The sequence below is a fragment of the Psychrobacter sp. G genome, from assembly GCF_000418305.1.
GTDB lineage: Bacteria > Pseudomonadota > Gammaproteobacteria > Pseudomonadales > Moraxellaceae > Psychrobacter > Psychrobacter cryohalolentis.
On sequence record NC_021661.1, the window covers coordinates 2,583,822 to 2,597,612 of the forward strand.

A 13,791-nucleotide genomic window follows, 5' to 3' on the forward strand; every position below is an offset into this window, starting at 1 on the left:
ATCATAGTGCTTGCAAATGATTATCAAAAGACATTGTATGGCGTCTGCTATCTGTGCCGATATTGTCATTTTTGGCGATAGCGTCTGATTTTAGTTCTGAGTCTAATATTGTTAAATCATTGACAGTTAATCTGGTTAATTGACCTTGCCCATCACTAACGATAAAACCGGATTGTTGCTCTATATTAGTCTTAACAACATCGTTACCACTGCATATATTACGCCTATAAACGGAAGCACCTGCACAATCTGGCAAACTGACAGAGTTGATTAGAGCTCGAGTCGTTAAATCAAATATTGCTGCACAGCCACCCATTGGCGTGGTTACACATAGTAAATTGCGTTTACTATCAATTGCAACGCTAGCGATATATTGGTGGAAGCGTTGCCATTGGTTATTTGGCATATTAAGGGGTTTAAAGTCAATATCACCGCGCTTGTGCGTTAATATTAATGGCACATTGATATGCTTTTCACCTTGGAACTGAATGCCTATCATCACTGTGCCATCATCGTGCATGGCTAGATGACGCACACTCATTTGATTATGCTCAGGCATAATTTGTTCAAGTAAATCGCCATTATGGCGGTTTAGGTACACCAATGATGGGTGCATAGTATCGAGATTAAGCTCTTCACGCGATGCTCTCTCGGTCTTGATACCGCCATTAGCAATTACCAACGTTTTACCGTCTGGATGCATAATGAGCTCATGTGGACCTATACCGTGCGATTCAAATTCTGCTATTTTTTGATAACCATTTTTAACATCATAAACACCGATTTTACCGTCTAGAATTAGCGTGTCATTTTCAGTCACGTATAACTTTGAGCCATCTGAGCTATAGCAAGCATGACCATAAAAATGACGGTTGTTTGCAGCGTTGATCACAAATTTTACTTGTCCTGTCGCAGTATCAAGCACCCAGAATTTTTCACTAGGACGACGACCCATGACCACTACATCACGATTTTGGTTGTGATTAACAAAGGTGTTTTGAGAATCAAAGGCAGGTTGGACGACAATATCATGGACACGTTCAGGCATGGTCGTTTGCCAAACGATTTGTCTATCAGCATCAATACCGACTACACCAAAATCATTTTCATCACTCTCACTTAGCAGTGAGATGTCTTTTGGCATAGAAGCCACGCCACTGACCCAGTATACAGGGCGAGTCAGCATAGTAGTGTTATGCATTGACCTAAAATCATTCGCAGACAAATCACGGCTACTAGGCTGGTTATCATCCATTGGCAGGCGATACGCTTGTTGCCACGTTGACGCTGCCTGCTGGCAGGCGTAGCGCAAACGTCTAAGCGTTGACTTGGAACCAGTAGCAGCTGATTGCACAGCATTCAATTGAGCATAAATACCACTTACATAATCTTGCAGGCGAGCATCAACTAGGCGTTGCTTACGATAACGGTGATGAATACCGACGAATGTTGCCGTACCAAGCGCTGTCAATAATGAGGTTGTCAGCAGCTCATGGCTAAACGGTTTTGCTTTTAGCGCATCCGACTGCCTATGATTTTTATTCACTGAGACCTTTTGACTCGCTTTGATAATAGCCATTATTTAATCACCGTCGTTACTGTTAAAGCCGACACGGAGACCAAGTGCCGGAATCAATTGACGCTTAATTAAGCGCGTAACGTTAGTAAGATGATCATATAATTCTTGCTGCGTGGCTTTATCGGCAGTGGCTAAATCTTCTGGCATTTGTGCCAATAACGTAGTGGTATCAGCGAGCGCAGTCGATAGATTGTCAGCCACGTTATTTTCACTATTGCTGCCCAAGATAGCAGTCAGTACCGGATCGGTCATGGCTTTATTTAAAGCCGCTAATTTTGCATTGATAATCGCGCGGCTTTGCTCTGCGGTCGCAGCAGGTAGATGACCTTTGGCTTTACCGCTCAAGCCTAATGGCTGATCAACGGCGTTAGATTTCATCGTCTCAACCAACGACAGTAGGGAATTAATCCATTGGTTCAATCCTTGGTCGCTCTCAGCAGTTTTATCAATTGCTAATAGCTTAGTCGTATTTTGTTGCCAGTTTTTCTCAATAGCTTTTAAGCGTGTGCTCAGCGCACTACTCGCGCTTATAACATATGCACACTGACCAGCGTCCAAGCTGTCATTGGCATAAAGCACCTCTTCTAAACCGGGCACACCTTGGACAACGGCACTTTCGTTAGCAAGTTGTTCAGCCGTCAGTTTTGGATTGGCAGCGATAAGATCCGCCACTCCGCTATGTACCAAACCGCGCTCGTCAGGGTAATAATTGATATAAAGATTACTCATACTGGCGGTAGCAGGACCGAAGTTGACCATTTCAGCACTTGCCCATGCTTGTGCCAATACTAGCCACTGGTCACGTAGCGCTTGCAATTCATCACCGCTGACTGGCGCTTGTTGACAATGTTTTTGTGCCAAATCATGCAACAAATCACTTTGTTTCGCCGCGTCAGCATAAGCAGGTATGACAATCTCATTAGCGACATGGGTCAAATAGGTCTTTTCAGTCTCAGCACTGATATCGACAGCGACTATTTTTTCAACATTCTTATCTGTATTGCCATCAACCGCAGCATTTTCGCCAGTTTTCAGCTCAGCACTGTCTTGTGCAACTTGGCTATCTACTTCAGCCGCTTTATTGTCATCAGCAGGTTTGACGCAGCTAATAAGTATACCAGCACTTAATGCCGAGAGCGCCATTGCTAGCGCATGGTTTATTTTCATAGAGTTCTCAGTAATATTATCAATCGTTATCGTCGAGTATCAGTATCACAGTGATAGAGCCGTCAGGCGGATAACCTTATCTATCTGTCATTGAAAGATTAAAAAATACACAGTCAGATGCTTATAATGACTGTAAAAACGCACTCAATTCAGTACGTCCTTGTTTATCAAGCATCAGCACTTTTTGCTGCTGTTTTTTGGCTTCGCCGCCATGCCATAATACTGCTTCCATCAGTGTGCGGGCACGTCCATCATGTAAAAACGTCGCTTGTGGATCAACGGTTTGAGCAAGTCCAACTCCCCATAAAGCCGGCGTACGCCACTCATAAGAGTTGGCTAAAAACTCAACTTGCCAGTTTTTTGGCGGCAGCTTGCCAGCGATGGTGCGATCCGCAAGCTCATCACCCATGTCATGTAACAGCAGATCTGTATAAGGATAAATCACCTGTCCATGCTGCTCAAGATGATCATCAGCGGTTTTTGGTAGCTGATATCTTGGCGTATGGCAGCTTTGGCAGCCCATATCATAAAAGCGTTTTTTACCTGCTAATACCACCTTATCCTCTGCATTACGGCGGTGCGGTACTGCCAAATTGCGCGTATAAAATTCTACAAATTTTGCCACCTCATCATTAACTTCAACCGGTGGTTTGCCATTGCCTTGCTCATCTGCGCCCGTTATCGCATTCTTACAAGCGGTTTGTGTTGGCATGCAGGATTCATGTGGGCGGATATTTGAAGTTAAACCCATGTCTTCATTAAAGGCGCTTTGATTTTGAGTAATCAGCTTGGTTTGCCCTGCTTTCCAGCCAAAGCGACCTAAGGCAACTTTACCCGTTTGTGGATCCATGACCCAGTTAAATTTACCCTTAATATCATTGCTGTTTTTATGATTGCTAGCCGCTTGTTTTTTAATATCCGCATCAGGTATTTGTTCAAGTAGCCCAAGCCCAATCATAGGTAAAGCAACACGTGGCGATACCATCATCTCATCATCAAACGCACCATACCCTGGATTGGTCAAGTTAAAGGTTGGTGCGCGCAAGGTTTCGATATGTCCATCGGCAAAGGTAACTGGTTTATCTGTCCACTGCACGGCAATTCTTGCTTCTGCTGGCACGCCTTGAATACCGCGATCTTGCAATTGACCACCATACATAGGATGAGCAACTTTCTCAATAAGTGAATCTTTTAACTGCTGACGCTGTTCATCCGTGGTCGCTGGCATCGCCAAACGAATCAGAAAACTATCGGCATCGTCCTCAGCAGTCATAGGAGCATGACCACGACCGTCTTTGACATGGCATGACTGGCAGGCAGCGACGTTAAATAACGCACCAAGACCATCACGGCTATCCGTACTGGCAGGCGCAATCACCCACGGCTGACGGAAAAACGCATTACCAATAAAGAACGAGCCTTTGCGAGATGCGGTAATGTTCGATGAAGGTTTAGAGTAGCTCTCACTGCTAGTAACGCTAATCCCAGTATCACCGCCTTGCTTGATTTCTTGCGGCTCAAAGCTTGCAAGCTGCTGCATAGGTACGCCAGCGAGTGTTTCGATGGTTCTGAGGCGTTCAGGAGTCAACACTTCTGATTGCAAGCTGTCTTTATTGACTGCATTATCATCAGTGTCTTTGACTGGCTGACAAGCACTGAGTGATAAGACACCCACTAATGCCAGCGATAAGGTAAATGGCGCAGACATGCCGACAGAGGCAGTTTTAAACTGGGATATAAGAGAAGAATGGGGTATGGGGCGTGGTTTGCTGATAAAACCTTTCTTGACGTGCATAGAGTACCTTAGTTCTGGTATAGAACCATTAAAATCGCATGCTATAAAATTTTTTATTGCTAGTCGATAAGTGGCAGCGACACGCTGATTTATCTGGCTATTTTAATACGCTATGAAAAAACACGTTGCCAAGCAAAATTGACAACGTGTTTATTATACCTATATTGTTTTCTTATGAAAATAAGTCTCATTCACTGTTAGCGACTCATTAGGCATTATCGATCAATGCTATGTCAATCATTGCTATGCTTGCTGTTAAAACAGTAGATTAGTGAGCAATTAAAACTGCGAACCTGCATCTGCATCTAAATTGTCAATACCGACGGCTTTTGCAGCATTTTCAATTCCAGCTGTCAGCTCTTGCAGACTTGTGATACTGGTTTCAATCCAACCGCGACGCTTGTTTTGCTCTTCAGCAGAAACACCATGTTTACTCGCCTGTCCTACAGTGGCAATCATCTGATCAATCTTGATATTTTCTTTTTCACCTTTTTCAACAATTATATTAAAGGCCGCTTCTACTTTTGCAAAATCAGCAGCCAATTTATCAGCAGCTTCGGTATTGCCAGTATCGATAAGATAGTTTTTCAGTCCATAACCACCTACGGTTTTGCCCGCGACTGTTTTGTAGCTACCATTAAAGACATTTTGGATACCGCGAGCGTTATTGGCATAGCTTAAGTGTGTCAAGTCACTAAAACACTCATGCTCATCTTCAGTAGAGCCAGTGACGAACGCTACTTGGATGCGCTGAGAGGCAAGCTCCCCAAGTGCTAAGCTGCCCATTTGATACATAATTTGGCGCAGACTATTGCTATCCCTACGTGCCATCATGTCGCTACGCAAGGTGTTTTCACTGTCAGGTTGCCACTGCGCTTCCATCGCGGTCAAATCATCAACCAGTAGTTGAGTTGCTGCTTTTAGATACTGTCCGCGGCGCTCACAGATACTAGCGTCAGGATTGACACTCTCGCCGCTAGTGCATTGACCATCAGTCGTTAGATAATCACTGAACGGGCGGTTGCCAGCACCTTCAGCGACGCCATTGGTATCTTGACCCCATAGCATAAACTCAATAGCATGGTAGCCTGTGGTCACATTGGATTCACTACCACCAATCTCATTCATCTCTGCGAGCAGCTCAGGCGTGATGGTACTGGTATCTTGCTTGAGGCTACCAACGCTAATGCTATCGCTATTAATGATGTTGTCTTTACTATTGTACTCGCCTTCATAGTCAGCGCTTACGTAGTCAATCAATGCTTCATCTAAAGGCCAAGCATTCACCTGCCCCTCCCAGCTGTCCGTACTACCAATATTACGATTGTCGTTGGCAGTCACAAAACCTTCATCGAATCTAAATACTTCAGTCTGTGAGTATGGCTGGCGCGCGGCTTTATAAGCGGCTTTTGCAGCATCCAAATTTGCTTGCGTTGGTATTTCTACATAAGTATTGACGGCGCCCTGTAAAAGCTTTGCCATCTCTAACGAATCTTTGTATGCAGCATGTGCCATATCCGCATAACTGATAAGCAAGCGATCCATATGAGCTTTATCAGCAGCTGATGAAGTTTTGCTAGCTGTCTTCTCTGCGGTTTCAACTGGTGCATCTGTGGTCGCTTTTTCATCAGACTGTTTGCTACAACCTGATACCATCAATATCCCTGTCAGTGCAGCAGCTAAAGTAGTCGGTAAGATTTTACGGCTTGTCACTGTCGTGATATTCATAGATGTCCTTGATGGGCTACAAAATAAAGAAGAGATAAGATAAATCTTTCACATCGATACTAGTAATGAAAATAGGCGAAACCAGCACTGTATCGGGCATTGAAACAGCTTGATTATAGATAATAGCAATGATCAGTTTGCTATTGAAAACTGAAAAAATAGCTATCCGCAAAATAAATGCATGGGAATTATAATGTTATTGATAACTATTATCAAATATAATTTCTTAATGAAAGACAAAATTCAAGCCAAAAAAAAGGCCAGCTTTGTGCTGACCTTTTTTTGATATTAACTATTAGCTAATCATTTAAAATTAACGAACGCTTTGTGGTGCGTTAACTGTCAGCTCAACACGGCGGTTCTGTTGACGACCAAATTCGCTATTGTTATCAGCAACAGGACGTGACTCACCATAAGCAACAACATTGATACGGTTAGATGCTACGCCACGGGCACTCAAGTAGTTCGCTACTGCATAAGCACGGTCACGTGATAACTTCATGTTATAAGCATCAGTACCTTTGCTGTCTGTATGACCAGCAATAGTGATGGTGTTTTGGTTATACTCATTCATAGTTGATGCTAGTTTATCAAGCGTTGGCTTAAATGAGTTGTTCAAAGTCGCATCATCAAACGAGAAAGTGATGCTACCTGGCATAACCAGATCAATGTTACCGTTAGCGTTTGGCTTAACCGTTACGCCAGTACCAGCCATCTGTTGCTCAAGCTGACGAGCTTGACGCTCCATATAGTAACCAACGCCAGCACCTAATGCAGCACCAATAGCAGCATCACGACCAGTTTTATCACCACCAGTAGCTTTTGAGATAGTCGCACCACCTGCAGCACCAGCTAGAGCGCCGATAGCAGACTTGTTAAGACGTTGTTGTCCAGTGTTAGGATCAGTGACACAACCGGTAAGAGCCAAACCTGAAGCGATTGCTGCAACCATTAATGTATTACGCATAATATGTCCTCTTAAGTTGAAAAAATAATCGTACTTTTATAAAAGACGCTAACGACAAATTAGCCATTAACTATATTGTTTGGGTGTTTATCGACACTAAAAGTATTATGGCAATCTCATTCTAATTCTGTGTAATATTTTGTCACATCTATGTATGAGAAGTGCATAAGTGTTGATAAATACGACTTTGTTAAATGCATAGTTTGCTATCGCAAGTCACGTTTACAGCCGTACACTCTATTCTTTTCTGCTAAAATCACTCAGCAACATTACAAGAATAAAAGTAAGGGTCTTATCACTTAAACGCTCTTTTATTAACAGCCAGTGCGAAAATATAAATATGAAATCACTCTACATAGAAGACTCTTTACTTATTAAAGCCTTATCTATAAAAGGCTGCCGTTAACTATTAATATTAGCAGTATCTGTAGGCTAAGTGAATATGACTATACTATCAAGAGTCTAGCAAAATCAAAATGTGTAAAAATAAGACTTATTATGTGTTGTCCTATTACCTGTAAGCTAAGTCTTTGAGGCTATGTAGTGTTAGAAATACTTAAAACATACTATTGATATATTTGTAAAATTAACAGAGAGGAATGGGTCATGCGTTTAAACGCCACCATGCAAAAACTCCATCAGCGTGCCCCTAAATTGGGTAAAGCGGTTTCGCTAGCAACGGCAACGGGTGTCATTGCTGCCAATAGCTTCGGTGGTAGTATTCCCTTGTGGTTGATGGGTATGGGCAAAATTATCACTGGCGCGCATATTGCCGATCAAACAGTGATTAAAATTACCAATCACTGGATTAGCAGTAACAATGCCTTAATAAACAATCTCTTACCACGCAAAGATTGGCGCATTACTCTACCTGATGACGTTCATGTGCATGGCAAATATCTGCTTGTCAGTAACCATCAATCTTGGGTTGATACCAGTATTGTGCAGTACATTAGCGAAAAACGCTTACCCCTCACGCGATTCTTTACGAAATTTGAGCTGATTTATATTCCAATTGTTGGTCAGGCTTTTTACTTCTTAGATTTCCCGATGATGCGTCGTCACTCTAAAGAAGCGGTTGCCAAAAACCCTGCGTTAAAAGGTAAGGATATCGAAGAAGCAAAGCGTGCTTGCGCCTTGTTAAAAGACAAACCTTTTACCTTGCTAAACTATTTAGAAGGCACACGCTTTACTAAAGAAAAGCATGATAAGCAAAACTCGCTTTATACCCATCTGCTAAAACCAAGAGCTGGCGGTTTATCGCTGGCGATTAGCGCATTAGGTGAACACATCGATGGCATCTTAGATATGACCATTGTCTATCCTGATGGGGTACCAACTTACGGGGATTTGTGGAAAGGCAATATCAAACGCTTAGGCGTTGATGTGCGCTATCTTGAAATACCTGATGAATTATTTTCTGGAATTAAAGAAGGTGGTTATGAAAACGATGAGGATATCAAAGCACAAATGTTTGATTGGGTAGAGCATATTTGGCAACAAAAAGATCAGCGTATCAGCACCATGTTGGCTGAGTTTGAAACTAATCCTAAGGCTGACAATCTGAGTAATTAAAATGACAGTATTGCTTGAAAAAAGATAAATGGCAAAATACCAAATTATAATGGTTGATGGCTTGTTTTTTGGCGTTATTCATTGATAATGTGAATGACTATCCGAACACTCTGTTGATTTTGTCGTGATTGGTGTATTACTACTCATGACTGCTGCCATTTATTACTTATAAGGATTGACTGTGCCCGCCTCTTCTATTACTCGCCCGCCCATAGAGTCAACGTCCACGCTCAATCAGTCCTCAGTAGGGTTAGAATTACCAACAGGGTTACCAGAGACTCCGCCTTCAAGACCAAATCGTCCTAAACCAAATCGTTTGAAGCTGACGTATGATATTGTGATGATTATCGCCATCAGTATTGATTTATTGCTTATCAGTACTGATGCTATCTTAATGAGTACTTTTAGTCATGACGCAGCAAACTGGCTTGGAATTTGCAATCAATTAATCTGGTATCAAAGTAATATCCATGACTCATTACGTACCGTGGGCGGCTTTTTTACCTTGTTTTTGATTGCAGAGCTGCTATTACGCTGGGCGATTGCCATCAAAGAAAAAATCTATTACCGTTGGTTCTTTTTCCCTTTTATACACTGGTACGAGGTATTAGGCTGTTTTCCGCAATTGCGTGCGCTGCGATTATTTCGCGTTGTCATTATCGGTCGACGCCTATATCAGCTAGGCTATCAAGTATTGCCGCAGCCATGGATCAATAGAATCAACTTCTATATCGATGTCGTATTGGAAGAGTTGTCTGACCGCGTTATTTTGACGACCATTCAGACCTTTCGGCAGGAGCTTACTGATCCGAAGAGGCAAAAATCGTTTATCGACTCTACCATCTCGCGCAATCGTGATGAGATTGAAGCCGCTATACTGTCACTACTGCGTAAAGAGATGATACCAAAACTACAAGCACTGACCGAGTCAGCAGGTGGCGGCGCTATTATCGCTAGTGAAGTGGGCAATGCGATCCAAGATGGGCTTGCCAATACGCCAGAATTGCGCCGCTATCTGCGTATGATACCTATTGCGGGTAGCTTGATTGAATCACAGCTACAACATGTGGGGCAAAATATTGGTGAAAATGTGGTTTATGCGCTCAACGAGCGTTTGCTTGACGCCGAACGCCTTGATGCATTGATGGTCGCTATCGCTAGTGGTATCGCTCAGATCGATACAGACAATCCGGCATTAGACCATCTCATTGCTAGCATTATCGATGATGGTCTGACAGAATTTGAAGCGCAAATAAAAGTTCAACAGTGGAAGCATCAAGACTTGCTTAAATTATAGAATCTTTAAAGCTTTAAAATAATGATTTGATAAGAAAAATATCACCACGAATATAGCATTACGATTACCTTTTGAGGATGTAGATTATGACCATTGCCGACAACTATACCGACACTTCGTCAGCCACGCCTGCTTTAGCCTTTTATGGCAAAATGCTGACCTTTTCACGGGTACAGTTTAGTACCGATGACTTTGTGGCGATTGCTGCTCAATTACAAAGCACGTTGAGCAATAAGAGCAGTCATATTCCTGTGTTGATTGATAGCGAGGTTGAGCAAGATCTATCAGCACTGGTCGAGTTGCTATGGTCTTGGGGTTTACAGCCTATCGGCGTCGTAACAGGTTTGCTAGATGCGCAAGCACGTGAGCTACGCTTGGCAATATTTCCAGCAGATGGTAAGCGTATTGAGCGCATTTTACCCAGTAAAAAAGCGGTCACGCAATTAAGCCAAGTTGCTGCTTCTACAACGGCTGCTACTGATAATAGTGAGTCTAAGACGGATAACGTGAGTGCTCATCAAGCGCTACAAACAAGCGCAGAAATGCAAGCTGATTTATCTGTAGAAACAGCAGAAACCCTTATCAGTACTGAGCATATTACCAGTCTTATCTATGATCAAATGCTGCGCTCAGGACAAAGTCTCAATCATGTTGGTGGCGATTTGATTTTGACCAACAGTGTCAATAGTGGTGCTGAAGCTATTACTGATAATAACTTGCACGTTTATGGTCGTGCTCAAGGTCGCTTGGTCGCAGGGGCTACGGGCGATAAAGACGCACGCATTTTTTGCCAAGTTTTTAACCCCTCTCTGGTGTCAGTCGCCGGTACTTATTGCTTACGTGACAATCTGCCTGAGCATGTGATTGATAAATCGGTCGAAGTGCGGTTTTTAGAAGGTCAAGGTTTGGTATTTACGATCATTGATGAATCTCAGATTAATAAAGGCGTCAAACCCTAGTTATTTATGTAGATATTGTTAAGGTTAAAAAGTAAATATGTCAAAAACCTTTTTAATTCATATTGTAGTAAGTTTATTTAACAAAACTGCGCTATGATGAATTTTTAGCTCTGCCACTATTTACTATGCCTGCGATCTTGTATATGAGTTAAGTAATCGCTTAATTTTATATCTTAGCCGTTTGTATGCTTTAATAGAGACTTGCTATAAGTTCTGCTAGATTTATGCTAGGCTTACGCTCGCAGAGAGTATATATACAGCGTATGGACGACCAGAAAGCATAATGCTTTATATAATATATCTCTCATCAATTCATCAATTTATAGGAGTGTGCCATTGTGGCGAAGATTGTTGTAATCACTTCGGGTAAAGGCGGTGTGGGTAAAACCACGACCAGTGCTTCTTTTGCCGCCGGTTTAGCATTACGTGGCTATAAGACAGTTGTTATCGATTTTGATGTAGGCTTGCGTAATCTAGACTTGATTATGGGCTGCGAAAATCGAATTGTTTATGACTTTGTCGATGTAATCAATGGCAATGCACGTCTATCACAAGCGCTTGTCAAAGATAAGCAATTGGAAAATCTTTACATTCTACCTGCCAGTCAAACGCGCGATAAAGATGCGTTAACAGATGACGGTGTGGCAGAGATTATGGAAGAGCTTTCTAAGCAATTCGATTACATTATTTGCGACTCACCTGCAGGTATCGAACGCGGCGCGCAGCTCGCCATGTATCATGCGGATGAAGCCATCATCGTTACCAACCCTGAGATCTCATCAGTACGTGACTCAGATCGCATCATTGGTATCTTGCAAAGCCAGACCAAAAAAGTGGCTGAAAACCAAGGTTCTGTACGTGAGCATCTGATTATCACACGCTATAATGCAGAGCGCGCAGCAGCCAATGAGATGATGGATATTGAAACCATCTCAAATGACATCTTAAAAGTTCCATTACTAGGCGTTGTTCCTGAGAGCCATTCCGTGCTGGAAGCTTCTAACCACGGTGAGCCTGTGATTCATTATACCGACTCTATTGCTGGTCAATGTTATGATGATATTGTCGCTCGCTTCCTAGGGGAAGAACGTCCGTTACGTCATATTGATGTGAAGAAAAAGAGTCTATTACAGCGCTGGTTTGGGGGTTAATAATGAGTAAGAAAAAAGGATTTTGGAGTAGCTTATTTGGTACTGACGACAGCAATGCAGGCAGTGCCAATATGGCAACTGAGCGCTTAAAGGTTATTGTCGCAAGTGAAAATCGCTTAAACAATCGCTTGACCGCAGACCGTATCGAAAAAATGAAACGTGAGATATTAGAAGTGGTCAATAAGTATGTCAATGGCGTACAGATTGATGATGTCAATATCAATCATCGTTCTGAAGACAGCTTGGACGTGCTTGAGATGAATATTAATTTACCTGAGCATAAAAAGTAAATTTATAGTTAGCCCACATTTATTTTGATCATTAAAAAAAGCCCTGTGTATGATACGCAGGGCTTTTTTACGGGTATATTTTACACTGTGGAAACTACGAAATAGATGCCATCTCTTAATACAAAAGTGCTATAAGCAGCACTTTTGATATGTCGTAACGATATTAAAAGTCTATTACTTGATACGTGCTATGAGGTTGTCTTTTTTCACAAACTGATGATACAAAGCCGCCCCGATATGAAGCACAGTAAAGGCGATAATCATTGGCCAAATGATATCTACATGCCAGTCATTAAAGAGTCGAGCCAACCCTCTATCTGGGGTTACTAGTACAGGTATTTGAAATATACCAAATATATCAACCGGACGGCCACCATACAAAGACATCATTAACCCTGCTATTGGCATCGCAATCAACAGAGCATAAAGTACAAAATGCGACAATCGGGAAAGCAGCATTTGCCATTTCGGCATCAATACTGCTGGTGGCGCTTTGGTAAAGATGCGATTAATGACTCGTGCTATCATCCAAAATAACAGGCTAACCCCAAAGGCTTTATGTAGCCCAATATAGAGATTGCTATCTAGGTTGTCATATAAAAAAATCATGGTCCATGTAATCAGCAATAAAATCGCGCTAATCCAGTGAAAAAATCGACTAGCAAAGGACCATTTTTTTAGGTTGGAATGAGTAGTATTCATAAATTTACTGTGTTACCTCTGTCGCTACTGATTGCTTAATAAGCGCTTAGGCATAGATATAGACAGTGACTATCTAATGAGCAAACTAGCCGTCTAAATCTACTAGCTGATGCGCAATTTTATCTAAATCTGGCACCAAATACAGCATATTATCAATCATGACCGTCTGAAAAAGATAGGATAGCACAACCTCTTCTTTTACACGTTCATGAACCGTATCGATATTGCTATTTGACTTGATAAAATGCTCAGGCAGCTCAACATCTTTCACATCAGAGATACGCGCCTGTAGTTGGCGCACCTCACCTGAAGTTTGCAAAGCAATACGATGCGCTGATGTATTTCCTTCCAATATAACCATCTTATCTGGCGTTTGATGGCTTGGCAACATATGGAACACAGCGATTTGTTGCTGTTGCCACTCATAAAATTGTGTATATTCGCTGTACTCATCTATACTCAAAATCAAACCACTAGGAACAAGCCAATCCGGCTGATCAAGCGCTGGAATGATCGTCACATCGAGCATACCATTAGTGGTGGTCAGTAAGCTTACTGCCTCAAATGAATGTTTTAACATC

At 42.2% G+C, this 13,791-nt stretch carries 12 protein-coding genes; 5 read left to right on the top strand and 7 right to left on the bottom strand.

Annotated elements, in window-relative coordinates:
* Position 1: 1 nt before the first annotated feature.
* From PSYCG_RS10850 to PSYCG_RS13725, 5 genes are all read right to left on the bottom strand, one after another.
* On the bottom strand, positions 2 to 1,579 hold the full coding sequence (locus PSYCG_RS10850) for a DUF1513 domain-containing protein (RefSeq protein ID WP_020444237.1): 1,578 nt from the start codon (positions 1,577 to 1,579) through the stop codon (positions 2 to 4).
* 3 nt (positions 1,580 to 1,582) lie between these two features.
* Positions 1,583 to 2,746: an imelysin family protein gene (locus PSYCG_RS10855; protein WP_020444238.1), complete on the bottom strand. Its 1,164-nt coding sequence runs from the start codon at positions 2,744 to 2,746 to the stop codon at positions 1,583 to 1,585.
* 121 nt (positions 2,747 to 2,867) lie between these two features.
* Complete coding sequence (locus tag PSYCG_RS10860; protein WP_020444239.1) at positions 2,868 to 4,541, bottom strand: di-heme oxidoredictase family protein; 1,674 nt, start codon at positions 4,539 to 4,541, stop codon at positions 2,868 to 2,870.
* Between the two features lie 279 nt (positions 4,542 to 4,820).
* On the bottom strand, positions 4,821 to 6,269 hold the full coding sequence (locus tag PSYCG_RS10865) for an imelysin family protein (protein WP_020444240.1): 1,449 nt from the start codon (positions 6,267 to 6,269) through the stop codon (positions 4,821 to 4,823).
* A 313-nt stretch (positions 6,270 to 6,582) separates the two neighbouring features.
* Positions 6,583 to 7,236, bottom strand: a complete 654-nt coding sequence (locus tag PSYCG_RS13725) for an OmpA family protein (RefSeq protein ID WP_020444242.1) — start codon at positions 7,234 to 7,236, stop codon at positions 6,583 to 6,585.
* 606 nt (positions 7,237 to 7,842) lie between these two features.
* Between PSYCG_RS13725 and PSYCG_RS10875 the strand changes: the two genes are divergently transcribed.
* From PSYCG_RS10875 to minE, 5 genes are all read left to right on the top strand, one after another.
* Positions 7,843 to 8,811 (top strand): acyltransferase, encoded by a 969-nt coding sequence (locus PSYCG_RS10875; RefSeq protein ID WP_020444243.1) that lies wholly within the window; start codon positions 7,843 to 7,845, stop codon positions 8,809 to 8,811.
* 181 nt (positions 8,812 to 8,992) lie between these two features.
* Entirely contained in the window at positions 8,993 to 10,108 is a 1,116-nt protein-coding gene (locus PSYCG_RS10880; RefSeq protein ID WP_020444244.1) for a hypothetical protein, read from the top strand.
* 86 nt (positions 10,109 to 10,194) lie between these two features.
* Positions 10,195 to 11,067, top strand: coding sequence for a septum site-determining protein MinC (gene minC, locus PSYCG_RS10885; RefSeq protein ID WP_020444245.1), 873 nt, complete (start codon positions 10,195 to 10,197; stop codon positions 11,065 to 11,067).
* A gap of 338 nt (positions 11,068 to 11,405) precedes the next feature.
* The gene (gene minD, locus PSYCG_RS10890; RefSeq protein ID WP_011514406.1) at positions 11,406 to 12,218 is read left to right on the top strand and encodes a septum site-determining protein MinD; all 813 of its coding nucleotides are present in this window, start codon (positions 11,406 to 11,408) and stop codon (positions 12,216 to 12,218) included.
* 2 nt (positions 12,219 to 12,220) lie between these two features.
* The gene (minE, locus tag PSYCG_RS10895; protein ID WP_011514407.1) at positions 12,221 to 12,508 is read left to right on the top strand and encodes a cell division topological specificity factor MinE; all 288 of its coding nucleotides are present in this window, start codon (positions 12,221 to 12,223) and stop codon (positions 12,506 to 12,508) included.
* A gap of 174 nt (positions 12,509 to 12,682) precedes the next feature.
* Here minE and PSYCG_RS10900 read toward each other — a convergent pair whose 3' ends face one another.
* Positions 12,683 to 13,210, bottom strand: a complete 528-nt coding sequence (locus PSYCG_RS10900) for a cytochrome b (protein ID WP_041772309.1) — start codon at positions 13,208 to 13,210, stop codon at positions 12,683 to 12,685.
* An 85-nt stretch (positions 13,211 to 13,295) separates the two neighbouring features.
* Positions 13,296 to 13,790 carry a hypothetical protein gene (locus PSYCG_RS10905; RefSeq protein ID WP_020444247.1) on the bottom strand — a complete coding sequence of 165 codons (495 nt, stop codon included), beginning with the start codon at positions 13,788 to 13,790 and terminating at the stop codon, positions 13,296 to 13,298.
* Position 13,791 lies beyond the last annotated feature (1 nt).

What these genes read in the sequence shown, in the direction of transcription:
- minE (WP_011514407.1), top strand. Translation starts at nt 12,221, where the DNA reads ATGAGTAAGAAAAAAGGATTTTGGAGTAGCTTATTTGGTACTGACGAC.
- PSYCG_RS10865 (WP_020444240.1), bottom strand. Translation starts at nt 6,269, where the DNA reads ATGAATATCACGACAGTGACAAGCCGTAAAATCTTACCGACTACTTTA.
- PSYCG_RS13725 (WP_020444242.1), bottom strand. Translation starts at nt 7,236, where the DNA reads ATGCGTAATACATTAATGGTTGCAGCAATCGCTTCAGGTTTGGCTCTT.
- minC (WP_020444245.1), top strand. Translation starts at nt 10,195, where the DNA reads ATGACCATTGCCGACAACTATACCGACACTTCGTCAGCCACGCCTGCT.
- PSYCG_RS10855 (WP_020444238.1), bottom strand. Translation starts at nt 2,746, where the DNA reads ATGAAAATAAACCATGCGCTAGCAATGGCGCTCTCGGCATTAAGTGCT.
- PSYCG_RS10875 (WP_020444243.1), top strand. Translation starts at nt 7,843, where the DNA reads ATGCGTTTAAACGCCACCATGCAAAAACTCCATCAGCGTGCCCCTAAA.
- PSYCG_RS10850 (WP_020444237.1), bottom strand. Translation starts at nt 1,579, where the DNA reads ATGGCTATTATCAAAGCGAGTCAAAAGGTCTCAGTGAATAAAAATCAT.
- PSYCG_RS10900 (WP_041772309.1), bottom strand. Translation starts at nt 13,210, where the DNA reads ATGAATACTACTCATTCCAACCTAAAAAAATGGTCCTTTGCTAGTCGA.
- PSYCG_RS10860 (WP_020444239.1), bottom strand. Translation starts at nt 4,541, where the DNA reads ATGCACGTCAAGAAAGGTTTTATCAGCAAACCACGCCCCATACCCCAT.
- PSYCG_RS10905 (WP_020444247.1), bottom strand. Translation starts at nt 13,790, where the DNA reads ATGTTAAAACATTCATTTGAGGCAGTAAGCTTACTGACCACCACTAAT.